This window comes from Corynebacterium sp. NML 150383 (genome assembly GCF_002285085.1).
GTDB classification, from domain to species: Bacteria; Actinomycetota; Actinomycetes; order Mycobacteriales; family Mycobacteriaceae; genus Corynebacterium; species Corynebacterium gottingense.
Genome location: NZ_NSGK01000009.1, coordinates 23677 through 47201, shown reverse-complemented (window position 1 = coordinate 47201; position 23525 = coordinate 23677). Strand labels below are relative to the sequence as shown.

The following is a 23525-nucleotide window of genomic DNA, read 5'->3' as shown; positions in this document are numbered from 1 at the left end:
ATGGACAGAGTCGAGAGTGCGCACGTGGCCGTCGAGAAGCTCATTGAGCTCTACACCGCATCGTGTGAGCTCGCGCGGGACGCGCTCACCAGCGGCGACTACGCGCGCTACAAGAACGTGTACTACCCCAAGCTCTCCGTGGAGATCGGGCAATGGGTGCCAGTGGACCGCTCCGAGCCCTTCGGCTACGTCGACGAGGCCGGCACCTACTCGGCGGTGCTGTCGCGGCCCGACCTCATGGCGCCGTACCTGCGCTCGCAGCTCGAGGCGCTGACCGCCAACTACGAGTGCGAGATCCGCGTCGGCTACTCGGAGACCCGCATCCCGCCCGAGTACATCCGCGGCACCGGCCCGCGCCCCGCGAACACGGAGAACGCAGTGTTCGTGCCTCGCCCCGCCCTCGACGAGGTGCACGACGCAATTATCGACGGCCACTGGGACGCCTTCCACGGCGAAGAGAAGCCCCTCTTCCACTTCGGTCCGCAGCGCTTCGACCTCGCGCTGGCCCGGCTGGAGCACTACACAGGCATCCAGGTGGAGTCGCTGCAGAAATTCATCCTGTTTACCAACTACGCCATGCACGTCACCGAGTTTGTGCGCTTCGGCGTCGCGGAGCTGGCGCGCGAGGGCTCGCGCTACACGCGCCTCGTGCTGCCCAGCGGCGAGACCATCTCCGACACGGTGGCGGTGGAGAACCTGGAGCTGGGCTCGAAGTTCCAGATGCCGCGCTACGACCTGGTCACCGAGGACGGCGACGGCATCACCATGATCAACATCGGCGTCGGCCCGTCGAACGCAAAAACAATAACGGACTCGCTGGCGGTGCTGCGCCCCGAAGCGTGGATCATGATCGGCCACTGCGCCGGCATGGACGCGCGCATGCGCATCGGCGACCTCATCCTGGGCAACGCCTACGAGCGCAAGGACAACGTGCTTGACGAGCACATCCGTCCCGACTCGCCCATCCCCGCCGTTCCGGAGATCCAGCGCACCCTGGAGAAGGCGGTGGCGAAGATCTACGGCGACGACACCTCGCTCATGCGCACCGGCACCGTCCTTTCCACCAGCGACCGCAACTGGGAATGGAAGGCGCCGCGCGATCTGTGGGAGTGGCTGCGCGGCTCCACCGCGGCGGCCGTGGACATGGAGTCCTGCACCATCGCGGCCAACGGCTACCGCTACCGCGTGCCCTACGGTGCGCTGCTCGCGGTCTCCGACCTGCCGCTGCACGCGGTGCCGAAGCTGCCCGCGGCCGCCCAGACCTTCTATTCCAACTCCAAGGAGGCGCACGTGATGTGCGCGGTGCGCGCGATGGAGAAGCTGGCCAAGAACCCGCAGCGCCTGCGCACCCGCAAGCTGCGCCGCACGATCGGAGAGCTCCCATTCCGTTGAGCTCCTTCGACGATCCGGCCGTGCAGATGGCGCACCGCAGCGCCGTGCGCTCCATCGAGCGAGTCGTCCACGAAACCACCGCGCCCACCGACCCGGACCTCGCGCTCGAGCGCGTCGTCGCGCAGCTGCGCCGCGGCAACGTCCTGGTCATCACCGGCGCGGGCGTGTCCACCGACTCCGGCATCCCCGATTACCGCAGCGCCGGCGGCCGCCTGACCAAGGGCCGCCCGATGACGTACCAGGAGTTCGCGCACTCGCCCGCCCAGGTCCACCGCTACTGGGCGCGCGCCTTCGTGGGTATGCAGTTCATGCGCGCCGCCGCGCCCAACCGCACCCACTTCGCCCTGGTCGAGCTCGAGCGCGCCGGGCTGCTCACCGGTATTGTCACCCAGAATGTCGACGGCCTCCACCTCGCCGCCGGCTCCCGCGACGTCATCGCGCTGCACGGGGATATGGAGCACGTCGTGTGCCTGGACTGCGGGGCGCGCCACGCTCGTTCGCTTATCGACGCCCTGCTTTCCCAAGCCAACCCCCACTTCTTCGAGTCAGTGCAGATCACCGGCAGCATGATCAACCCAGACGGCGACGTGGAGCTGCGCGCCAGCGACGTGGAGCGGTTCCACATGATCGCCTGCCCCGCGTGCGGCGGCCAACGGCTGAAGCCGGACGTGGTGTACTTCGGTGAAAATGTGCCGACGGGGCGCAGACAAGCAGCCCGGGCGTGGCTGGACGAGTCCGCTTCGGTTCTGGCGCTGGGCACGTCGCTGGCGGTGATGAGCGGGTACCGGTTCGTCCTGGACGCCCGCAAACAGGGCAAGCCCGTCGCGGTGGTCAACGGCGGGCCGGGGCGCGCCGACCCGAAGGCCACGACGCTGTGGCGCACCGGGGTCGCCGACGCGATGGACGCAATTCTGGACGAGCTGGATCTCTAGGAGTTGTAGGGTGAAGGGGTAACTTTTGCCCGAAAACTTGCTGAAAGGCCCCTGACATGCGTTTTCGTTCCCTCGCAATCGCAGCGTGCGCCGCGACCGCCCTCGTTGTCGCGCCCGCTGCTTCCGCCGACCCCGCTCCTGTCACCGGCGTGGAGCTGAACCAGCCCGCCGACCAGGTCGTCACTTTTGAGGCAAAGTTTGACCTCACCCGCGACAACGAGATCGCCCTGCAGAAGGTGCGCGAGCTGCGCGCCGACATGTGGGACCGCAACGTGCCGTTCAACGGCGAGACCCTGCAGTACGCGGCGAAGGTGAACGGTCTGAAGACGAAGGAAGCGTACGTCAACGACGTGAGGATCGACCACGGCTACGCGCTCATCGCCCTGCAGCGCGCGCTGGAGGAGGTCGGCGGGATCGACCACGAGCGCCCCTACAACGGGACCTGCACCAACGAGTGCGGCTCGCTGTGGACCGCGACGATTCAGGGCGAGCAGCCGTTCGGCGAGAACCTCTCCGGCGAAGAAGACATGGCGAAAGCCATGCACGGTTGGGGCTACGACGAGCTGGACGCCCTGTACGACTCGAATGGCCAGTTCAACAACGCCAACGGCCATCTCTACAACTTGATCAACCCGGACCGCACGTGGTTCGGCGTGGCGTCGGTGTGGACGGCCGAGGGCACCGCCAGCGCGTGGGAGGCCGCGGGCAAGGCCTCCGGCGTGACCGCGTTCCCCGAGGGCGCGCGCACCGAGGCGCTGGCGCGCCCGGCGAACAACGGCGAGACGCCGTCGACGAAGGCGGTTCCGTTGCCGAAGAAGAGCACCCCGAGTAACCAGGGCGCTCAAGGCACTGTGTCGCTCGGCGGTGGTACCGAAACCGAGAAAATCATCGGCATCATTTTCGCCATCATCGGCGTCCTGGCCGGCATCTACTCCTTTGTGAAGCAGTACCTGCCGGACGCGCTGCCGAAGTAGGGGCTACGCCGCTGCGGGCGCGGCCTCCTTGCCCGCGTCCCAGACGTCCTTGTCCAGGATCTTCTCGCGCGTGGACACCACGGCGGCCACGACGGCCTGGCCGGTGACGTTGACGGCGGTGCGGCCCATGTCGATGATCGGCTCGATGGCCAGCAGCAGGCCGACGCCCGCCAGCGGCAGGCCGAGGGTGGACAGGGTGAGCGTCAGCATGACGGTCGCACCGGTGGTGCCCGCGGTGGCCGCGGAACCCAGCACGGAGACGATGACGATGAGCAGGTAGTCCATCATGCCCAGGTCAACGCCGTAGAACTGCGCGACGAACAGGGCGGCGATGGCGGGGTAGATGGAGGCGCAGCCGTCCATCTTGGTCGCCGCGCCCAGCGGCATGGCAAAGGACGCGTACTCAGAGGGCACGCCCATGGACTGCTCGACGGTGCGCTGGTTCACCGGCATCACGCCCATGGAGGAGCGGGTGACAAAGCCCAGTGCGGTGACGGGCCAGACGCGCTGGAAGAACTCAACCACGTTGATCTTGTTCACGGCCAGGACGATTGGGTAGAGCACGAAGATGACCAGGGCGAGGCCGATGTAGATGGCCAGGACGAACTGGCCCAGGTTGCTCAGGGCCTCCCAGCCGTAGGTGGCGACTGCGTTGCCGATCAGGGCCGCAGTGCCGATCGGGGCGAGGCGGATGACCCACCACAGCACGACCTGAACCACCTTCAGCAGCGACTCGGAGAACTTGATAAACGGCTCGGCGGACTTGCCCGCCTTCACGGCGGCGACGCCGATGAGCAGGGAGACCACGAGGATCTGCAGCACGTTGAAGTTCACCGACGCGCCCGACTCGGTGACCTTGGCGGTCAGACCAAGGAAGTTCGACGGGACGACGGAATCCAGGAAGCCCATCCAGGAACCGGTGGTCGACGGCTCGGCGGCCTCGGCCGCGTCCACGGTGGAGTTCGCGCCGGGCTTGAGCACGGCGCCGACGACGATGCCGATGATGACGGAGAAGAACGCGGTGATGGCGAACCACACCAGCGTTTGCACGGCCAGGCGGGCCGCGTTGGAGACCTGGCGAAGGTTGGCAATCGAGGTCACCACAGCGGTGAACACCAGCGGCGGGATGAGCAGCTTGAGCAGCTGGACGTAGGTGCCGCCGACCCAGTCGAGCAGCCCGGAGAGCCACTCGACGTCGCTACCTGCGGCGATGAAGCCGAGGATGAGGCCGATAATCAGGCCGTAAATCACTTGGGCGCCAAATCCGGTCGCCCACTTTGGAAGAGACATGCGCGCTCCAATGCGTTGAAAGAATCTATACAGGTCTGTACTTACTCAACGCAGAGTAGCAGCGTGTCGCCTAAAAATTAATTCGCTCAACAGACAGACAGGACGGTCTACCTGGGCGTTTTGACTACGCTCGGAGGGCACACCCAACACAGTGAGGAGCACCAATGTCCGGTATCTACTCGTTCGAGGGGAAGACCCCGCGCATCCACCCCAGCGCCTACATCGCCCCCGGGGCCACCATCATCGGCGACGTCACTATCGCCGAGGACGTCAATATCTGGCCGGGCGCGGTGCTGCGTGGCGACGTCGGCGCTATCGAGATCGGGGCGCGCTCCAACGTCCAGGACGGCTCGGTCATCCACGTGGAGACGGGAAGCACGACCGTCCTCGGGGAGGACGTCACGGTCGGGCACATGGCAATGGTCCACGGCTGCACCGTGGAGCCGGCCTGCCTGATCGGGATGAGCGCGACGGTGCTCTCCGGCGCGCGCGTGGGCGCGGGCAGCATCGTCGGCGGCGGGGCGGTGGTCCTGGAGGGGCAGGTCGTCCCGCCATTTTCCATTGCGGCCGGGGTGCCAGCGAAGGTGCGCAAGCAGCTGGACGCGGAAACCCGCGAGCAGCGGGTGCGCCACGCCGCGGGCTACGTGGAGCTAGCTCGCCGCTACCGTGAGGGGCTCGCGGAGCACGAGGTCTAGCGCGGCGGCGCGGGCAATGTCGCGCACCACCTCGGCGTGGGTGGGGATCATGCGCAGCTCGGGCGCCTGCTCCATTTCTGCGCGCACGGTGCGGGCGAAAGGAGCGGGGGCGTGGGGGTCGTCGATAAACGCGCTCCCCGCGATGACCACCGTGGACGGCGCGTGCTCGGTGCTGAGCTTGGCCACCAGGCTGCCCAGGTCGCGGGCGCGTTCGTCCAGCGCGGTGCGGGTGTCGGGGCTGGAATCCTGGACGGCGTCGAGCAGCGTGGCAAGCCCCGGCTTGTGAATGCGCTCGAGCAGGCCGCGCGTGGTCAGCTCGTGCCGCTTCACGCGGATCGGCTGCACGCCGTCGCCGGTGGACACCGCGCAGCCGATCGAGTCGTCCGCGAACAGCGCCATGATCGGCCCGTCGCCAAGGTCCAGGTTTGACTGCATCTCGGAGCCGATGATCGCAGCGCTAATCGACGTCACCTCAACCGGCACAGAAAACTGCTCCCGCAACTGCTCGGCGAGGTCCACACCGTCCCAGCCCAGGTTCACGGCGATGACGGTGCCGTCCTCCGTCACGGTGCCCGACGTGGTCACGCCGAGGGCGGCGAGGCGCCGCTGCATGCCCGCGGTGAGGCGGTTGAGTGCGGCCATGAGGTGCTGGATGACGTCGTCGGGCGTCATGCTGGCGACGGGCAGCTCGAGGTCGACGCAGCGCAGGGTGCGACCGCGCAGGTCAAAGACGGCGACGTAGGTGAAGTCGGTGCCCACGGCGATGCCGCCGTAGATGGGGTCGGGCTCGGCGAGCTCCAGGGGGATCGTCGGCCGACCGCGCCCGGTGGAGCGGGTGAGGTCGGTTCGCTCGTTGACCAGCCCGGCCTCCGTGAGCGCGGCGATGGCGCGCGTGACGGTCGGCTGGGAGAGCCCGGTGGCTTGCACGAGTTCACTGCGGGACGTGAGGTCCTGCAGGCGAATGAGGTGGAGACACTTCGCCGCGGGGGTCGTCGGGCGAGTGAACGGCAATGTTGTGCAAGTCATGTGAATATATTTACTCACTGGCAGACTGCTTTGTCCAGTCGCCGCCCTAAAAATGGCCGAAAAATGCCGTCTCACCATATGAAAACGTGTGCTCTGAGCGGGACAGACAGCTTGGTTCAAAAGATTTCCGATCGCAGGAAAATTCGCAGGTGGGTTAGAATCCCCAATCATGACGTCAGTTCTCCCGACCGAGCCCACACCCGAGCACGCGCCAGGTGCGATGCCTGGCCGAGAGCCATCGCTTCTCGACGCCACGTGTGAGGACTTCGTCTACGACTACGCCCAGCTCACGCCCACCCTGGGCACGCAGATCGGGCTCGAAGGCTTCGACGCCGACCTCCAGGACTTCAGCCCCGAGTACTGGGACGCGACGGCGGATCGCATCCGCGACCTCATCGCGGACGTCGACGCGCTCAATGACTCCACTGACGCCTCCGACGACGAGGATGACTTCGACGAGGTGGACAGCCTCACCGCCACGATCCTGCGCGACCGGCTGGCCTACCACCTGGAGCTGCACCACCAGGGCGAGTTCCTGCGCCGGCTGAACAACATCGAGTCGCCCGTCCAGACGATCCGCGACTCCTTCCTGCTCATGCCCAAGGTGACGGAGGAGGACTTTGACAACGTCGCGGCCCGCCTGAGCAAGGTGCCCGACGCGCTGTGCGGCTACACCGAATCCCTCTCCGAGGCGGCGAACACCGGCAACGTGGCGTCGCACCGCCAGATCGACGCGGTGATCAACCAATGCGAGACGCTCGGTGAGTCCGGCTCAACCCTGGACTACCTGGGCCTGCCGCCGGAGTCGAAGGTGGTAGAGGAAGCCAAGGAGGCGTTTGCCAAGTTCGCGGACTGGCTCTCCACCGAGCTGTCGCCGCAGGCCAACCACGAGGACGGGGTGGGCCGCGACCGCTACGAGCTGTTCTCCGAGTACTTCTTGGGCCGCGAAGTGGACCTCGATGAGGCGTACGCGTGGGCGGAAGACGAGTTGCGGGTGACCGTCGATAAGCAACAAGCCCTGGCGCGACAGCTGTACGGCGCGGAGACGAGCGTGCCGGCGGCGTACCGGCGCCTCAACGAGGATGACCGGTACACGCTGCACGGCACCGACGCGCTGCTGGAGTGGCTGGACAAGGTGAACGCGGAGGTCGTCGAGTGCTTCGCCGGCAGCGAGCTCGACATCCCGGAGGACATGCCCGGGGTGAACACCGCGATCGACCGGGCCGGGTCCGGTGGCGTCTTCTACACCCCGCCGAGCGACGACATGCTGCGCCCCGGCACCATGTGGTGGTCCGTGCCGGAGGGGCAGGAGACCTTCCACACCTGGCAGGAGCTGTCCACCGTGTTCCACGAGGGCATCCCCGGCCACCACCTGCAGCACGGCGCGGCGCTGCTCAACCGCAACGAGCTCAACCTGTGGCGGCGCTCCGTGTGCTTCAACTCCGCGCACGGCGAGGGGTGGGCGCTCTATGCCGAGCACCTCATGGAGAACTTCGGCTGGTTCGAGGACCCCGGCTACCTGATGGGGCTGCTGGACTCGCGGCGCCTGCGCCTGGCCCGCGTGATGGTGGACATCGGCGTCCACCTGAGGAAGCTCTCGCCGGACGGCAGCGGCACCTGGGATGCCCAGTACGCGAAGGCGTTCCTGCGCGACAACTGCGCCATGCCGGAGACGCGCATCTCGTTCGAGCTGGACCGCTACATGGGGTGGCCGGGGCAGGCGCCGTCGTACGCCATCGGCTACCGCGACTGGTGCACGCTGCGCGAACGCGCGCTGGCCCAGGGAATGACTGCCGCCCAGTTCCACACCAAGGCGCTCGGCCTGGGGTCAATGCCCATGGACATGCTCGCCCACGAGGTGCTCAACCACTAGCGCGAAAGCTTCCGCAGCAGGTTGGGCAGGTAGCCGGCGACGATGAGGATGCACACCAGCCGGATGATCTGCAGCGACACCACCGCCGGGCCCGCGCCGCCCTCCGCGGACAGCGCGAGCGCGGTCTCCAGCGCGCCCGGCGTGGTGGCCAGGTAGCCCTCGTAGAGCGAGAGCCCGAGCCACTTGGACATCACCCAGCCGGACGCCGCGCACGCCGCCATGAGCAGCACGATGTAGGCGAGCGTGGCTGGCAACAGTCGGCTGAACTGCCGCAGCGCCGGTACGGAGAGCCCGCCGCCGCACATCCAGCCGAGGCAGAGGAACGCCCCGACCATGAGCGGCTGCGGCGGGATGATCTGGAACGGGGTGAGCGAACCGAGGAGCGCGGTGAGCAGCATCGGGCCGAACACGCTGGAGTTGGGCAGGCGCAACAGCTTGCCCAGCGGCTGGCCCCCCAGCACGATCGCCGGCACGAGCAGCCACATCCACCAGTACGGGTCCGTTTCCTCCGGGGCGTGCGTCTGCGGCGCGCTGAGCAGCCCCGCCACCAGCGGCAGGGTCATGGAGACGACGAGCAGGCGGAGGTATTGCGTGAGCGTCACGTAGCGCACGTCGGCCCCGACGTCCTTTGCAATCGCGGGCATTAACGACGCCCCACCCGCCAGCAATGACAGCACCCCGGTCTCCCGCGACACACCGTGGTTGGCCAGCACGAAGCCGCCGGCGAACGCCAGCACGATCACGAACGCGGCGGCGGCGATGCCGGGAAGGAGAAACGGCAGCAGCTCCCTCGGCGGGATGCCCACCAGCGGCAGCGCCGCCATCACGCCGACGGCGCCGCGGGCGAGCCGGAACACGCGGTCGTCCAGCGGCAGGTCGCTGCCGGTGATCAGCGCCGCGGCACCGGAGGCGATGATGGCGCCGAGGATCCAGGCGGCGGGCACGTGAAGCGCGGAGAGCACCCAGCCCAGCAACACCGAAGCCGGGGCCACAAACATCCAACGCTGCATAGGACCTCATAGTAGCGTTTACTGCCATGGGCACACTTCTCCTGCTCGCGGTGGCGTCGGCGGCGGCCGGGTGGATCGACGCCGTCGTCGGCGGCGAGCGTGCTGGCCACCAACAAGGTCGCGGCGGTGACCGGCACCGCCTCCGCCGCGGCGACGCTGGTGCGCAAGGTTGGCGTCCCGCGGGTGACCTGGGGGTACGCGGTGGCGGCGGGGTGTGCGTCGGCAGGCGGGGCCCTGGCGGTCGCCCTGATCAGCGACTCCGTCATCCGCCCCGCAATCATCGTCCTGCTGCTGGCCGTGGGCGTCTTCATCACGCTGAAGCCCGAGTTCGGGGCGGAGGGGAACCGGCTGATCACCCGGCGGCGCGCGCTCATCGGGCTGGCCATCGCGGCCCCGGCACCGGCATGTTCCTCATTATGGGGTTCACGGCCGTGTTCACCCAGTCGTTCCTGCAGTCCGCCGCGATGGCGAAGGTGATCAACACCGCGACGAACACCGGGGCACTCGTGGTGTTCATCGCGGGCGGCTTTGTTGAGTGGAAGTTAGCGCTCGTGCTTGCTGCGGCGAACGTGGTGGGCGCCCAATTGGGGGCAAGGACCGTATTGAGCGGCGGTTCAAAACTCGTGCGTATCGCGCTTTTGGTGCTCGTTGTGGTGCTCTGCCTGCGCCTCGGGTGGCAGGAACTGCTGACACGCTCCTAGGGATATGCCAGAATATTGACGTATGGCACACATTGATCGTGACGCAAAAGGAGACGGTTCCGCCAAGAAGCTCACCACCGAGGAGCGGATCTACGCATCCGTGCTCCGCATCGCGCAGCGCGAGGGGTTTAGCGCAACCTCCATCGACGCGGTCGTCGCCGATTCCGGTGTGGCCAAAACGACCATCTACCGTCGCTACGCGGACCGCAAAGAGATGCTGGTCGACGCGCTGGACAACATCGCCATCTCCATCCCCAACATCGTGGACTACTACTCCGAGGATGACGCGCTGACCAAGGAGGCGTTCCGCGAGTACATCACGGAGCTCGGTTCCTTCATCGAGGACAATGTGGGCACCCGCGTCTTCGGCTCGCTCATCGCCTCTGCCGACCCGCTCGTGGTCGCGTGGCGCGAGCGCTTCGAAGAGGCGTTCTACGACAGGTTCATCGAGGACATCGAGGACGCCCAGACGAAGGGCACCCTGCGCCCCGAGGCCGACCCGGGCGTCGTCGGCGCGATGGTCGTCGGTGCTGTGATTCTGCGCTCCACTTTTAACGTGGGCAGCGCGAAGCTGCAGGCCAAGCGCATCACCGAGGTGTTGTGGCCGGTGATTGGCGTTAGCTGAGGGTGAGCGTGCCGTCGATAAGCCTGAGCACCGCGAACGCGGCGCCGACGACAACGATGGCGACGACAACCCACTCGAACGCATTGAACAGGCGCTCCTTGTTGTGCAGGCGCGTCCACACGTACGGCACGATGCACGGCAGGACCGCGAGCGCGCCCAGCAGCACGTAGACCGGGTCCGCGGCGTAGACGAGCCACAGCGAGTAGACGAACCCGACCACGCCGATGATGAGGCTGCGGCGGTCGTCCGCGCGGGTGGTGGACGGCCCGGAGTCGTCGAAACGCTCGCCCGCGTGCGGGTGGCTCAGGCCCTTGCCGCGCGAGGCCAGCAGGATCAGGTACAGCGAGGAGAAGATGTAGGGCAGCAGGTACATGATGGTGGCCAGCTGCACCATCGCGTTGTAGGAGGCCTCGTTGGAAAAGAAGATGATGACAAAGAGCTGGATCACCACCGTGGAGATGAGCTGCGCGCGGAACGGGGAGCCCTCGTTGTTTGTTTTGCCCAGGGCCTTCGGCAGCAGGCCGTCGTTGGCCATGAGCACGATCGGCTCCGCGCACAGCATCTGCCACGACACGTAGGCGCCGAGCACCGACAGACACAGGCCGATGGAGATGAACACGCCGCCCCACGGACCGACGACCGCCTCGAGGACCGCGCCCATCGAGTTTTCCGGCAGCGCCGCCAGCTCCGGCTGGGTGAGCACGCCGTAGGACAGCGTCGACACCGCGACCAGCAGCAGGAGGACGGAGAGGAAGCCGATGATGGTGGCGCGGCCGACGTCCGTGCGCGTGCGCGCCTGCTTGGAGTACACCGAGGCGCCCTCGATACCGATGAACACCCACACCGTGTACAGCATGATGCCCTGCAGCTGCTGGGAAAACGGGATCGAAGAACTTTCGCCCCAAAAGTCCAACGTGAATTTGTCCCAGGAAAAGCCGAGGAAGGCGACGAGGACCACGAAGCACAAAATCGGCACCAGCTTGGCCACCGTGGTGATCACGTTCATCACCGCGGCCTGCTTCACCCCGCGCGTGAGCATGGCAAAGATCGTCCAGGTCAGGACGGTCACCGCGCCGGCGAGCACCCAGTCGTTTTTAAACGCGGGCACGTAGTAGCCGATGGTGGAGAAGAACAGGGTGGCGTAGCCCACCTGCGCCATCACGGAGCCCAGCCAGTACCCTAACCCGCTGGTAAAGCCGATGAAGTCGCCCAGGCCCGCGCGCACGTAGGAGTACACACCGGAGTCCAGGTGCGGCTTGCGACGCGCCAGGATCTGGAACACAAACGCGACAGAGAGCATGCCCACGCCGGCGATCACCCAGCCGATCAGCATCGCCCCGGGGCTGGCCACCGAGCCGATGTTTTGCGGCAGGGCAAAGATGCCGGAGCCGATGGTGGAGCCGATGATCAGGGAGACCAAAGTCCACATAGTTACAGTGTGGGCGCGGGTAGTCATGGCGAATAAGTTACCCGGCGAGCCCCGAAATCTGTTAGTTTTGGTGCTTTTTTGTGCGCGCAGTCGGCGTCGCGCTCCACGGGTCCTCCGGCCACGGGTGCTTGGGGTAGCGGCCGCGCATCTCCTTGCGCACGTCCTGATACGGGCCGTCCCAGAAGCTGCGGAGGTCGTCGGTGACGGCCAGCTCGCGCCCGGCCGGCGACAGCAGATGGAAGAGGAGCTTGCGCCCCGCGATCACCGGCGAGTCCGCCAGTCCGAACGCCAGCTGCAGCTTCACCCGCACGAGCGGTCGCCCCGTCGAGTAATCGATCCTGCCGATCGGCAGCCGCTCCGGCGCCAGCTCGTCCAGCTTCGCGGCCTCCGGCCAGGGCAGCTGCCGCATCAGCGCGTTGCGCATGTTGAGCTCGCTTATCGACGCCCCACCCGCCAGCTCGCCAACCTCCACCGAATAGTCGCCACGCGACACATCGGGCCACGGACTGCCAAGCGCCTCGTGCAGGAAGTCCAGCCGCTGCTTGAGCTTCTGCGCCGCGTCGTCGAGTTGGAGATCCTCCAGGGAAATCCCTTTGAGCGCCCCCTGCGCCTCTTCCGGCGACAGTTTCACTGGCGTCGACGACAGCTCGATCGCGCCGACCGCCCGAACTTTCCTGCCGCGAACCTTCCCGTTGTGCAAGGTTGCTCGGACGGTCTCCTCGATCCGCGCTTCCGGCAGGTGGTACGGCGCGGCCTCGCGGATGATGGCGCCGCGGGACGTCCTCTGCACCTCGGCGGCGGCGATCCACTCTTCTTTTCCTGCAAAAGTTGCGCGGGTGCCGCTGGCCAGCAGGTACTCGTCGCCGACCCGCTTTGCCACCCACTGCGGGAACGCAGTCGCAATCACGTCGCCGTCGGGGACCTTTGGGGTTTTCGGCACGAGCCGGGCGAGGCGCTTCGCGTCCATGTCGCCGAGCCTGGCGACGCACTCCGCTGCCCCCGACCCGTACTCCAGCAGCGCCGCCCCGAGCCGGGGGTCCAGCGGCAGGCTCACCAGTTTTCGGCCAAAAGTGGTGATGGCGTTGTCGGCGTCGAGGGCTCCGAGTTGGCGGAGGGTGGTGTGGGCGTCGGCAAGCGACTGCTCCGACGGCTGATCGAGCAACGGCAGGTCGGGGGAGCCCCACGCCGCGATGGCGAGCGCGGCGCCGGTGAGGTCGCTGGTGGCAATTTCCGGCGAAATGTCGGCCGCGAACTTCTGGAAGTCCTCGCGGGAAAATGCTCGAATGACGTGCCCCGGCCCGAGCCTGCCCGCGCGACCCGCCCGCTGCTCCGCACTCGTGACGGCCTCCGAGACCGTGACCAGGCCCGTCATGCCGCGGTTGTCGCGCTTGGGCACGCGCGACAGGCCCGCGTCGACGACCCGGCGCACGCCCGGCACTGTGATCGAGGACTCCGCAATACTCGTCGCGACGACGACTTGGGAGCTTCCGTTCAGCGCCTCGTCCTGCTCGGCGGAGGAAAGCCGCCCGTGCAGGGGTTTTGCGTCCTCACACGCGCCGCACACCAGGTCCACCTCGCGCGCGCCGGGGACGAACACGAGGGTGCGCGTCGCGCTGGCCTGCGCCAACTGTGCGACGTGCCGGTAGAAGTCACGCGTGCCCTGGATACGCTCCGGGTGCGGCGCGTACTCGATGTCCAGCGGGTGGGTCACCGCTTCCGTGGACATGACGCGCGCGCCCATGTGCTGGGCGAACGTGCCCGCGTCGAGGGTGGCGGACATGGCGGCGAGGTAGAGATCGTCGCGAAGCACGGCGACCTCCATGCACATGGCCAGCACCAGGTCGGTGTCCAGCTGGCGCTCGTGGACCTCGTCGAGGATGACTGCATTGACTCCCTCAAGCCCCGGATCCTTGAGCAGGCGGTTGAGGAGTACGCCCGGGGTGACGAACTCGACGAGGCTGCCGTCGGCGTGCTCGCCGCGGATGGAGTAGCCAACTTTTTGGCCCAAAGCTGAACCGTCCAGGTGCGCCAGCCTTCTCGCCGCCGACCGCACCGCGACTCGCCTCGGCGCGGTGACGATGGTCTTGCCAACCTTGTTTGCAATCGCCGGCGGCAGCAGCGTCGTCTTACCCGTTCCGGGCGGGGCCTGTACGACGAGCGGGCCGGAATCGGGCAGCTGGTCCAGGGAATCCGCTACTGGCAGACCCTTTCCGATTTTCGCAAGGTCAAACATGAGTTTCCAGGGTAGCGTGAGGGGCATGAGACGTCTCTTCGCAGCGATCGTCCCACCGGCCGAGGTCACGGAGCACCTCATCACTGCCCTGCGCCCGATCCGGGAGTTCTCCGGCACGGAGGTGCGCTGGACGGACCCGGACAACTGGCACATCACGTGCGCGTTCTACGGCAGCCAGCCGAACGACGCCGCCGCGGTGAGCGACCACCTTTCGCAGGCGACGGCGTTTACCCGTCCGCTGCGCCTGCATCTGCGCGGCGCCGGCTGCTTCGACCGCCGCACGCTGTGGATCGGCGTCGGCGGGGACAAGGCGCCGCTCAAGGACCTCATGGCGGACTGCCAGCTCGACCCGGAGCAGTGGCGGCGTCAGCGCGCCCACCTGTCCGTCGCCCGCAGGGGGACGAGGACGCGGGACATGCTGCTTCTCGACGACCACGCCCACGCCCTCTCCATCTACTCCGGCCCCGACTTCACCGTCGACGAGGTGCTCCTCATGGAGTCGCACCGCGGGCAAGGTCGAAGCGGCGGCCCGAAGTACGAGGTCGTGGACCGGTTCTACCTGCGGTAGGAGAAGATGAGCATCTCGGTGTCATCCGGCTTGCCGCGGTAGCGGCCGTCGTTGCCCGGGAAGTTGTTGTCCAGGGCAGTGAGGTAGCGGCCGTCCTTGAGCTGGACGATGGTTTCCACGCTGACCAGCGGGAAGGAGAAGGGGTCGCCGACGCCGTACGCTCGGGCGTCGGACACCATGCCGATCTTGCCCGGGTTTGCAATGTTGAGCAGGTCCACCATCAGGTTCTTCTCCAGGGTGCTGCCCGGCTCCGCATCCTTGAAGCCCTTGACCTCGAAGACCTTCTTCAGCTTTGCGTCGGAGCCCAGGTTGTCGTCGCGCTCGAGGACGAGGAGGCGGCCGTCCTCGGTGAGGAAGGCGTCGCCCAGGTTTGCGTCCTCGGTGTCGGCGACGTAGTTCCAGGTCTTGCCGGTGTACTTGCCTTCCTCGGTGTCGAACTGGGAGACGACGCGGACGTGCTTGTCGGTGGCGTCGTCGAGATAGCCCTCGAAGATGGGGTAGAGGTAGCGCCCGTCGGTGGCCATGGACTCGAAACCCTTGGAGTTACGCAGGTTGGGGGTTTCCCCGTCCTTCAGGGCCGGGTTGGACGGGCTGGTGACGCCGGGGTAGGGGAACGGGGCGTCGAGAAGCGTGCCGTCCTTGTCAAGGTGCAGGATGTACGGGCCGAACTCCTCGCCGACCCAGAAGGTGCCGTCCTCGGCCTGGACGAAGGATTCGGGGTCGAAATCCGCACCGGTGAGGAGGCGGTCCTCCGTGTCGTTGTTGACGATCTCCCACGGGATCTTGTGGTTCGGGTCCTTCATCCCGGCGAAGTCGAGTACCTCGACGCCGCCGACGCCCTGCGGGTCCTTGGCGGTTTCCGCGGTCTCCCAATTTGGCCTGACGTGGTAGATGCGCAGCAGGAAGTCGGAGGAGTTGTCCTTGGCGCCGAAGCCGTTATCGGGCAGGCCGTAGAAAGAGCCATCGCCGATCTCGATCATGCCGGAGAAGCCGGGGATCACCTGGCCCTTGAACGGGTGGGTCTGGCCGTTGTCGTCGAACGCGTCCTTACCGGAGTCCGGGCCCGGCGCCTGGTAGAGGGCGTCGAGCTTCGCGCGGGCTTCCAGGGTCGGGCCGGTGGTGGTCTCGGTGGTCTCGGTGTTCTGGGTGGCGATCGCGCTGATCGCGCCGCCGACGAGTCCGCCGGCCACGAACACGCCGGCGATGGCGGCGATGACCTGCTCGAGCGTGGCGTCCTTGACTATCTGGTTCAGGGGAGCGGGGAGTTGCATGTGGTGCTACCTCGTTTTCGTTGCATGGTGGGTCGTGCCCAGCGAAGTTTAGGGCGCGTATTCACTTCGCGCTCGGTGAAAGGACTAGCTCGGGAATGTCATTCCGTACTCCCGCTCGAGCGCCGCGATCCGCGCGTGAGCTTTCTCCTCGTCGTGGTCGCGGTCGAGCTCGTCCAGGATCGCGTGGCCCTTCGCGGCGAACTCGGCGGCGCGCGCCCGATTCCTTCGCACGCTGTCCAGGCTGGACCTCCATCGCGGGTGCGTCGGCACGGCTTCCTGGTTGAGGAGCCCCTCGGACTCGGCGAACTCGTACGTCCCGTCGGCGAACAGCCAGACCACCTCACCGGTCACCCGGTCGACCAGGTACGTGGCCCGCTTATCGGTTTTCAGGTTGTGATGGTGCTGGCAGAGCGCGAAGAGGTTGTCCGGCGTCGTCGCGCCACCCCGGTCGAAGGGGATGCGGTGGTCCAGTTGACAGTCCGCCGCCGACCGATGGCACCCCGGGAAAATACATGTGCCGTCGCGCGCCACGACGTAGCTGCGCATCTCCGCGGTCGGCGTGTAGCTCTCGGTACTTTTCCGCGAAATCTCGTCCAGGTCCACCTCGCGCGCACCGGCCCGCGCGATCCACTCGTCCAGCGCCGCCGTCGCCTCCGGCCCCGTCCACCCGCTCCCGGGCAGCTGCACCGGGTCGCCCGCCGCGCGCCCCTTCGGCGCGTAGACGTGGAGCACCGGGCTTACCGACGCCACCACCTCCCCCGTCAACAGCCGCACCACCGTCTCGGCCAACGTCAGCTTCTGCTCGCGCGCCACACGGAGAATGCTCTTCTTGCACCGGGCCGCGGTCACCTCGTCCGCGTTGAGCTGGACCACGGACTGCGACACCCCGCCCAGGACAAAGTCTGCGAACGTGACTGATGGTCCCGCAGTGGCTCGCTCCCGGCGGCGCTTCGGGTCGTAGGCGCGCTCCGGGTCGATCTGGCGGATAAGCTCGCGGATGCGTCTGGTGACGGTGTGTCTCCGGGGCATGTGCTGATCGGTTTTGGAGGGCGTGAAGAGGGCGGCCAAGGTGTCGTCGATAAGCGCGAAAGCCTCAGGGTCGACCTCCTCCCCGAGCTCGGCGAGCACCCGCTCGATGGCGGTGAGGTGCGACATGTCGAGCAGCTTCGTGCGGCAGTGGAGCTCCTGGAGCTGGGGGAGGTGCCGCAGTGTGGCGTAGGCGAAGATGCCGTGTTCGACGAAGCCCTTGGACCACCCGGTGGCCTGCTGGATTTGGGTAACACGCAGGTCGAAGTCCTCAATGTCGCCGTCGATGTACGGGGCGAAGACGGCGAAGTGGGCCTCGCGGGTGGTCTGGGCGGCGGAACTGAGTGGGTCGTCTGGTCGTTGGGTGCGGAAGTAGGTCGGTGGCGATGCGGTTGCGGTGGTCATGGTGTCCCCAATCGAAGTGAAGTTTCCATCATGCTACCGAACGCACATACGACACGCAAGGGTTTTAGTGTGGCGAATCTGGCGACCAGGCAATATAGTGTTCGAAATGGTGTGGATTAGATGTTGCGTTTAACAGTTGCGAGCACACCCGCCACGAGGGAGTCCACGGTGATGGGCTGGCAGCCGGGACCGAACAGGGTGCGCGCCCCGATGTCCAGGATGGTGCAGTTGAAGTTCATGTAGCAGTCCGGTCCGAAGTGCGTGTTCGTGCCGTACTCCAGGTGGATCGCGGCCCACACGCTGGGGGTTTCGCCGTTAGGGAACAATTCGGCCAAAAGTTCGCGGGCGCGCTTTGGGTCGGTATTGCTCGGCGCATTAAAGTCGCGGACCAGCGCCCAACCTGGCCCGTGGTCGGGCATATCTTTGGGGGTGGTGCCAGTCTGGATCGCGGCGATTGCCAGCCCTGTTCCAGCGCATCCGGGTGGGGACGAAAGATCGGTGCGCTGGGAATCATGGCGGGCAACACGGCGCGTACCTCGCCTGGATGATTTTCAGTGGGGCGAAATCGATCCTGTTAGGCTGATCACATGGGAGAGCAACGGGTTGCAGTAGTTACTGGCGGTTCCGCGGGTATTGGCGCGGCGGCGGCCCGCGCGCTGGCGAAGGACGGGTGGCGCGTGGTCGTCGCGGCGCGCCGGCTGGACCGGTGCCGAGCGGTCGCCGCGGAGATCGGCGGGGTGGCGGCGGAGTTGGATGTGACGGATCAGGGGAGCGTCGATAGGCTTGCGGCCCAGTTGGAACGCGTTGACCTGGTAGTCAACAACGCGGGCGGCGCGAAGCAGCTGGACTATCTCAGGGACGCGAGCGATGCGGACTGGGAATGGATGTTTGCCACCAACGTGATGGGCACGATGCGTGTCACCCGCGCGCTGTATCCGCAACTCAGGGAGTCTGAGGGGCTGGTGATCAACATCGGGTCGGTCGCGGGCACGGACGCCTACAAGGGCGGCGCCGGCTATAACGCGGCGAAGTACGGCCTGCGCGGCGCCACTCGCGCGTTCCGGCGCGAGGAGGCCGACCAGCGCATCCGCGTGACCGAGATCGACCCCGGCCGGGTGAAGACGGACTTTTCACTCAATCGATTCGCCGGTGACCAGGAGAAAGCCGACGCGGTGTACGAGGGCAAACTCAATCTGTCCGCCGAGGACGTCGCGGAGGCGATCCGCTGGGTGGCCAGCTTGCCGCCGCACGTGAACATCGACAGTCTCAACATCATGCCGGTGGATCAGGCCGAGCGCTGACCTCGGCTAGAATGACTGCATGATCTTGACTACGACTCCGACCGTTGAAGGTCGCACCATCAGTGAATACATGCGCGTGATTGGCGGCGAGACCGTCATCGGCATCAACCTCTACCGCAGCATGAACGCCGGCTACAACCGCCCCGTGGAGATCGCACAGGCCCGCGACGCCGCGCTCAACGAGCTGTGGAAGCGCGGCGAGGAGCTCGGCGCCGACGGCGTCATCTCCGTGGCCATCGACTACGAGCCGCTCGGCCCGGACGGCGGCGCCATGCTCGTCTCCGCGACCGGCACCGCGGTGAAGCTTGCCTAGTATGGACGTTTCCATCTCCGGCGACTCCATCCGCCTCGGCCAGTTCCTCAAGCTGGCCAACCTCGTCGAGTCCGGCGGCCACGCCAAGGAGGCCATCGCTGCGGGCGACGTCGCCGTCAACGGGGAGGTGGTGACGTCGAGAAGCCATTTGCTTTACGACGCCGACGTGGTCTCCCTCGACTCCACCACCGCCACCGTTGTCTGCGGCGGGGAGGAAGACGACTACTTCGACGAACGCACCGCCAACGACGACTTCGACCCGGAGAAGTGGCGCAACCTCCCCTAACCCGAACCTGCAAAGGAGCCTTGCATGCCCGCTTTCAGCGCGGAACCCGGTATGCCGTACTGGCAGGACCTGCTCACGCCTGACGTGCAGAAATCTACCTACTTTTACTCCAAACTCCTCGGCTGGGAGACCTCCGGCGAGGACTACCTGGTGGCCAAGAAGGAGGGGCTCCCGGTCGCGGGCATCGTGCCGGGCGAGAAGCCGGCGTGGGTGACCTATTTCCTGGGCGGTGCCCCGGTGGAAAAGTTTGGCGGAAAAGTTGTGGCGTCCTCCGAGGTCTCCCTGGGCCGGATGCAGGTGTGCCAGGACCCGGCGGGCGGCCTGTTCGGTCTGATCGACCCGGCCGGTGAGGAGCAGTTCGTCGCTGCCGGCGAGCCGGGCGTGCCGGTCTGGTACGAGTACAGCGCCCCGGATCTCGCGGCGATTGACTTCTACGGCGACTTGTTTGACTGGGAGATCAAGGAGTCGGACGGCTACTACCTGGCGCTCGCGGAGGGCGCGCCGTTTCTGGGCATGCGCGTGCAGGAGCAGCACGCGGGCTGGCAGAGCTTCTTCGGCGTGGCGAACATTTCGCAGGCGCGCCAGGAGGTCGGCATGCTGGGCGGGGAGGTGCTCGCCGGTCCTGGCGACAGCCCGTTCGGGCCGATGTTGGCTATGCGCGACTCCGCCGGCGCCGCCTCCTTCCTCGTCGAGGCCCCCGAGCCCGCCCCGGAGGACTTCAGCGAGGCCGACTCGGTCCTAGAGCTCTAGTGCTCTCAAGAACTCCGCGAGGTCCCGGACGCGCCGCCGGGCCTCAGCCGGTGTCTGGATGTAGTGCGTGGAGTGGTACTCGTGGGCGTCGGAAATCCTTGCCCCGAGCTCGTCCTTCGTCCCCACCTGGATAAACGTGGGCACCCCCAGGTCCGCAACTTTTGTGGGAAAAGTGAGGGCTAGGGCATCGACGTCGCGCGGCAGCCGCTCGCTGCCCGTGGAAAACGCCCACACCGCGACCGTTTCCGCGCCCTGCTCGCGGGCGAATGCCACCGCGTCGTCAGGCCGGTCCGACACCAGCACGGTGGCGCCCGACAGCTGCGCCACCGCCGCTGCCTCCGGCCGGAACCAGTGCTCCATCGCGCTGTCCGGGCCGTCCCACAGCGCGATCACCCAGGTCGCGGCGTCGTCGCCGTACAGCTCGCCGAGCGGGCAGCTTCTCGACGCCACCTCGCCCGTATACGCAACGCCCGGCATCGTATGGTCCACCGCGGACCCCAGCATGAGCATGGCCGCGTGCGTGATCCTGTCCGGCAGCAGCGCCAGGTACTGGGGCGAGTCCGGGTCGTACGTCGCCTCGATGTAGGAGACGAGCTGCTCCAACTGCAGCGCGTCCGGCAGCGGGCGGTCCACGCCGCCGACGTTGAAGTCCGGGTCGCCCTGGACGTTCTCCGGGTACTCGTCTACCAAATCTTCACCCTGTCCTCGGGGGCGATCCACATGGCGGAGCCCTCCTCGACGTCGAAGGCCTGGTAAAGCTCGTCGATATTTGCGGCGATCACGTTGCAGCGGAACTCGTTCGGGGCGTGCGGGTCGATGGCCAGCAGCTGCGCGGCCATCTCCGGGCGGGTCTTGGAGCGCCACACGCGCGCCCACGCCTTGAACAGCGCCTCGAAGTCGGGGTTCTGCTCGTAGTTGCGGTACGCCACGACGGCGATGCCGAGCCCGCCGAGGTCCCCAATGTTCTCGCCGAGGGTGAACTCGCCGTTGACGCCCTGCGTCTCGGTCCCCTCGAGCACGGACGGTACGAGGCCGTTGAACTGCTCGACCAGCTTGGCGGTCAGGGCCTCGAAGGCCTCGCGGTCCTCGTCGGTCCACCAGGAGTTGAGGTTGCCCGCGCCGTCGTATCGCGAGCCCTGGTCATCAAAGCCGTGGCCGATCTCGTGGCCGATTACCGCGCCGATCGCGCCGAAGTTCTCGGCCGCGCTGGCGTCCGGGTCGAAGAAGGGCGGCTGCAGGATCGCGGCCGGGAAGGTGATGTCATTGACCACCGGGTTGTAGAAGGCGTTGACGGTCTGCGGGGTGGTGACCCACTCGTTGCGGTCCGCCGGCTTGCCAATCTTGCCCAGCTGGTAGTCGTGCTCGAAGGCGGAGCCGCGGCGCACGTTGGCCACCAGGTCGGCGCCGCTGGTGGAGAACTCGAGTCCGTCGAAGCTGCGCCAGTTGTCGGGGTAGCCGATCTTGGCGGTGAACTGGTCCAGCTTCTCCAGCGCGCGCTCGCGGGTGCCTTCCGTCATCCAGTCCAGCGCCGAGATCCGCTCGCGGTACGCGGCGACCAGGTAGTCCACCAGCTTGAGCATGTGCTCCTTGCTGGAGGGCGGGAAGTGCTTCTCCACGTAGCGCTGCCCAATCTCCTCGCCCACGAGGGACTCGGCCAGGCCGACGGCGCGCTTCCAGCGGTCCCGCTGCTCGGTCGCGCCGGAGAGCGTGGTGCCGTAGAACTCGAAGTTCGCGGCGCCGATCTCCTCGGTGAGGAGGCCAGCGCGGGTGCGCAGGATGTTCCAGACGGCCCACAGCTGCCAATCGGCGAGCGTTTCCGGGCGCAGCATGCCCTCGAGGTCCTCGGTGTAGGACGGCATCATGTTGATCACGGTGCCGTCGGGAAGCCCGGAGGCGCGCAGCAGCGCCTGCACGTGGGCGGGCAGTGCGTCGAGCGTGGTCGGGTTGTAGGTGGCCATGGCGTCGCGGGAGCGCACCACGTCCCAGTGGCTGCCCGCCAGCTGCGTCTCCAGGTTGAGGATGCGCTCGGCCGCCAGCGCCGGCGTCAGGCCGAGCAGGTACTTCGGGTCCAGCACGCCGAGCATGCGTGCCACGTGCTCCTTGTACGCGGCGAGCGTTTCGGCGTGTTCCTCGGAGCGGTAGTAGGCCTCATCGGGCAGTCCCAGGCCGGACTGGATGAGGTACGGCACGGAGTCCTCGCCCTGCGAGTCCTTCGCTACCCAGTAGGTCAGCGGGCCGCCGACGCCGCTGCGCTCGAGGGCGCCGAGCGCAGCGACGAACTCCTCGACGGTGGTCACGGACAGCGCGTCCAGGTCCTCCTGGAGCGGGGCCGTGCCAGCGGCGTTGATGGCGTCGGTGTCCATGAAGGAGGTGTACAGGTCGCCCCCGCGGCCCGCGCCCTCCTGCAGCAGCGCGTGGACGTCCTCCTCCGACTTGTCGCGCAGCGCGTAGAAGGATCCGTCGATGCCGCGGTCGGCGGGGATCTCGTGCTCGCGCACCCAGTCCCCGTTGACTAGCTCAAATAGGTCATGCATGCCCCCACTGTAACGGGTTTAGGCGTGCGAGATGATCCAGTTCGACGCTTCCTGTTGGTCCGCCAGCGTGTACTGGCCGTGGGCGCCCATGCCGGTGAACACGCCCAGCGCGCCGATGCCCAGGTTGCTCAGCAGGACGTTGAACTTTTTCAGCGGAAGTTTGCCGGCGCGCAGGTCGGTGGCCAGTGCGGGCTCGACAAGCGGGCGGTACTGGGCGTCGGTGGAGCAGACGATGTCGCGCGGGTTGCAGATCTCCAGGACCCGCTCGCCGAGCTCGCCGTAGCCGCCTTTGAGCTCGCCGAGCGCGCCGCGGGACTCGGGGGCCGTGATGCGGGAGAGCACCGCGCCGTTGCCGCCCTGGTACGGGTTGGCAAACAGGGCGGCGGAGTCGACCCGGTCCGGGGTAATCGGGCCGTTGCCGTGGGCGATGTCTCGCAGGAGGCGCGACGCAATGTCCGCGCCGAGCGAGTAGCCGGTGAAGCTGAAGGTGGCGCCCGGGCAGGAGGCGGAGAGGCGCTTCACGGTGCGCACCGTCTCGTTGTACCCGTCCGCGGAGGACGCGTAGTAGTTGTTCGCCGCAAACGGGGTGGCGCTGTAGGACACCCACAGCGGCTGGACGCTTCCGCCCGTCCCCAGCTGGGTGAAGATGCCGGTGAGGAACACGTTGCCGCCGTGCGGCACCGCGTTGGGGATGCCGGGGGCGGTGTTGGCACCGCCCGGGATGGCAATGAGGTACTGGTCGGTGCAGCCCTGCTGCTCCACCAGCTGGCCCGCGTTGTCGGATGGCTGGATGGGCGCGGGGACCGCCTGCTCATCGGCCTCGGCGGCGGTCGGCGCCAGGGCGATGAGGGCAGCGGCAACTGCGGCAGCGAGACGGGAACGGCGCATTCG

22 protein-coding genes and 1 pseudogene are annotated in these 23525 nt (G+C 67.2%); 12 read left to right on the top strand and 11 right to left on the bottom strand.

Going from position 1 to position 23525, the window contains the following annotated elements:
- The 3 genes from amn to CKJ85_RS09320 are packed head-to-tail and all read left to right on the top strand — an operon-like array spanning nt 1 to nt 3298.
- Nucleotides 1–1392, top strand: coding sequence for an AMP nucleosidase (gene amn, locus CKJ85_RS09330; RefSeq protein ID WP_095554146.1), 1392 nt, complete (start codon nt 1–3; stop codon nt 1390–1392).
- A gap of 26 nt (nt 1393–1418) precedes the next feature.
- A complete protein-coding gene (locus CKJ85_RS09325) occupies nt 1419–2324 on the top strand; it encodes a Sir2 family NAD-dependent protein deacetylase (protein ID WP_095554177.1) in 906 nt (301 codons plus the stop codon).
- Nucleotides 2325–2380: 56 nt separating this feature from the next.
- A complete protein-coding gene (locus tag CKJ85_RS09320; RefSeq protein ID WP_095554145.1) occupies nt 2381–3298 on the top strand; it encodes a hypothetical protein in 918 nt (305 codons plus the stop codon).
- Between the two features lie 3 nt (nt 3299–3301).
- On the opposite strand, the gene CKJ85_RS09315 is transcribed toward CKJ85_RS09320, so the two are convergent.
- The gene (locus tag CKJ85_RS09315) at nt 3302–4588 is read right to left on the bottom strand and encodes a dicarboxylate/amino acid:cation symporter (protein ID WP_095554144.1); all 1287 of its coding nucleotides are present in this window, start codon (nt 4586–4588) and stop codon (nt 3302–3304) included.
- Between the two features lie 164 nt (nt 4589–4752).
- Here CKJ85_RS09315 and CKJ85_RS09310 point away from each other — a divergent pair, with 164 nt between their 5' ends.
- A complete protein-coding gene (locus CKJ85_RS09310; RefSeq protein WP_095554143.1) occupies nt 4753–5283 on the top strand; it encodes a gamma carbonic anhydrase family protein in 531 nt (176 codons plus the stop codon).
- Here the strand turns inward: CKJ85_RS09310 and CKJ85_RS09305 are convergent.
- Nucleotides 5239–6309 carry an ROK family transcriptional regulator gene (locus CKJ85_RS09305; RefSeq protein ID WP_095554142.1) on the bottom strand — a complete coding sequence of 357 codons (1071 nt, stop codon included), beginning with the start codon at nt 6307–6309 and terminating at the stop codon, nt 5239–5241. The genes CKJ85_RS09310 and CKJ85_RS09305 overlap by 45 nt on opposite strands.
- Nucleotides 6310–6478: 169 nt before the next feature.
- Between CKJ85_RS09305 and CKJ85_RS09300 the strand changes: the two genes are divergently transcribed.
- A complete protein-coding gene (locus tag CKJ85_RS09300) occupies nt 6479–8182 on the top strand; it encodes a DUF885 domain-containing protein (RefSeq protein WP_233127028.1) in 1704 nt (567 codons plus the stop codon).
- Here CKJ85_RS09300 and CKJ85_RS09295 read toward each other — a convergent pair.
- Complete coding sequence (locus CKJ85_RS09295) at nt 8179–9192, bottom strand: AbrB family transcriptional regulator (protein WP_095554140.1); 1014 nt, start codon at nt 9190–9192, stop codon at nt 8179–8181. The two genes, CKJ85_RS09300 and CKJ85_RS09295, sit on opposite strands and share 4 nt — an antisense overlap.
- 26 nt (nt 9193–9218) lie before the next feature.
- On the opposite strand from CKJ85_RS09295, the pseudogene CKJ85_RS09290 reads away from it, so the two are divergent.
- Together CKJ85_RS09290 and CKJ85_RS09285 are read left to right on the top strand one after the other, a co-directional pair.
- A pseudogene (locus CKJ85_RS09290) lies at nt 9219–9893 on the top strand (TSUP family transporter).
- 22 nt (nt 9894–9915) lie between these two features.
- Nucleotides 9916–10518, top strand: a complete 603-nt coding sequence (locus CKJ85_RS09285; RefSeq protein WP_095535862.1) for a TetR/AcrR family transcriptional regulator — start codon at nt 9916–9918, stop codon at nt 10516–10518.
- Here the strand turns inward: CKJ85_RS09285 and CKJ85_RS09280 are convergent.
- On the bottom strand, nt 10511–11974 hold the full coding sequence (locus tag CKJ85_RS09280; protein ID WP_095535863.1) for a basic amino acid/polyamine antiporter: 1464 nt from the start codon (nt 11972–11974) through the stop codon (nt 10511–10513). The two genes, CKJ85_RS09285 and CKJ85_RS09280, sit on opposite strands and share 8 nt — an antisense overlap.
- A 34-nt stretch (nt 11975–12008) precedes the next feature.
- Entirely contained in the window at nt 12009–14180 is a 2172-nt protein-coding gene (locus CKJ85_RS09275; RefSeq protein ID WP_095554139.1) for an ATP-dependent RNA helicase, read from the bottom strand.
- A 25-nt stretch (nt 14181–14205) separates the two neighbouring features.
- Between CKJ85_RS09275 and thpR the strand changes: the two genes are divergently transcribed.
- Complete coding sequence (gene thpR / locus CKJ85_RS09270; RefSeq protein ID WP_095275281.1) at nt 14206–14748, top strand: RNA 2',3'-cyclic phosphodiesterase; 543 nt, start codon at nt 14206–14208, stop codon at nt 14746–14748.
- Here the strand turns inward: thpR and CKJ85_RS09265 are convergent.
- From CKJ85_RS09265 to CKJ85_RS09255, 3 genes are all read right to left on the bottom strand, one after another.
- Nucleotides 14736–16019 (bottom strand): esterase-like activity of phytase family protein, encoded by a 1284-nt coding sequence (locus CKJ85_RS09265; RefSeq protein WP_095554138.1) that lies wholly within the window; start codon nt 16017–16019, stop codon nt 14736–14738. The two genes, thpR and CKJ85_RS09265, sit on opposite strands and share 13 nt — an antisense overlap.
- 84 nt (nt 16020–16103) lie before the next feature.
- Nucleotides 16104–17450 carry an HNH endonuclease signature motif containing protein gene (locus CKJ85_RS09260; RefSeq protein ID WP_095554137.1) on the bottom strand — a complete coding sequence of 449 codons (1347 nt, stop codon included), beginning with the start codon at nt 17448–17450 and terminating at the stop codon, nt 16104–16106.
- 116 nt (nt 17451–17566) lie between these two features.
- A complete protein-coding gene (locus CKJ85_RS09255; RefSeq protein WP_095538008.1) occupies nt 17567–17869 on the bottom strand; it encodes a hypothetical protein in 303 nt (100 codons plus the stop codon).
- A gap of 168 nt (nt 17870–18037) precedes the next feature.
- Between CKJ85_RS09255 and CKJ85_RS09250 the strand changes: the two genes are divergently transcribed.
- The 4 genes from CKJ85_RS09250 to CKJ85_RS09235 are packed head-to-tail and all read left to right on the top strand — an operon-like array spanning nt 18038 to nt 20100.
- Nucleotides 18038–18751: an SDR family oxidoreductase gene (locus CKJ85_RS09250; protein WP_095554136.1), complete on the top strand. Its 714-nt coding sequence runs from the start codon at nt 18038–18040 to the stop codon at nt 18749–18751.
- Between the two features lie 19 nt (nt 18752–18770).
- Nucleotides 18771–19064, top strand: a complete 294-nt coding sequence (locus CKJ85_RS09245; protein WP_095554135.1) for a heavy metal-binding domain-containing protein — start codon at nt 18771–18773, stop codon at nt 19062–19064.
- On the top strand, nt 19057–19350 hold the full coding sequence (locus CKJ85_RS09240) for an RNA-binding S4 domain-containing protein (protein WP_165765822.1): 294 nt from the start codon (nt 19057–19059) through the stop codon (nt 19348–19350). The genes CKJ85_RS09245 and CKJ85_RS09240 overlap by 8 nt, the downstream gene beginning before the upstream one ends.
- A 24-nt stretch (nt 19351–19374) precedes the next feature.
- Nucleotides 19375–20100 carry a VOC family protein gene (locus CKJ85_RS09235; protein ID WP_095546895.1) on the top strand — a complete coding sequence of 242 codons (726 nt, stop codon included), beginning with the start codon at nt 19375–19377 and terminating at the stop codon, nt 20098–20100.
- Here the strand turns inward: CKJ85_RS09235 and CKJ85_RS09230 are convergent.
- Genes CKJ85_RS09230 through CKJ85_RS09220 form a run of 3 tightly spaced genes read right to left on the bottom strand, consistent with a single transcriptional unit; the run spans nt 20089 to nt 23522 of the window.
- Complete coding sequence (locus CKJ85_RS09230) at nt 20089–20820, bottom strand: alpha/beta hydrolase (protein WP_233127027.1); 732 nt, start codon at nt 20818–20820, stop codon at nt 20089–20091. The two genes, CKJ85_RS09235 and CKJ85_RS09230, sit on opposite strands and share 12 nt — an antisense overlap.
- The gene (locus CKJ85_RS09225; RefSeq protein ID WP_095554133.1) at nt 20784–22634 is read right to left on the bottom strand and encodes a M13 family metallopeptidase; all 1851 of its coding nucleotides are present in this window, start codon (nt 22632–22634) and stop codon (nt 20784–20786) included. Before CKJ85_RS09225 ends, CKJ85_RS09230 begins: the two co-directional genes overlap by 37 nt.
- Before the next feature lie 18 nt (nt 22635–22652).
- Entirely contained in the window at nt 22653–23522 is an 870-nt protein-coding gene (locus CKJ85_RS09220) for a cutinase family protein (RefSeq protein ID WP_095554132.1), read from the bottom strand.
- Nucleotides 23523–23525 lie beyond the last annotated feature (3 nt).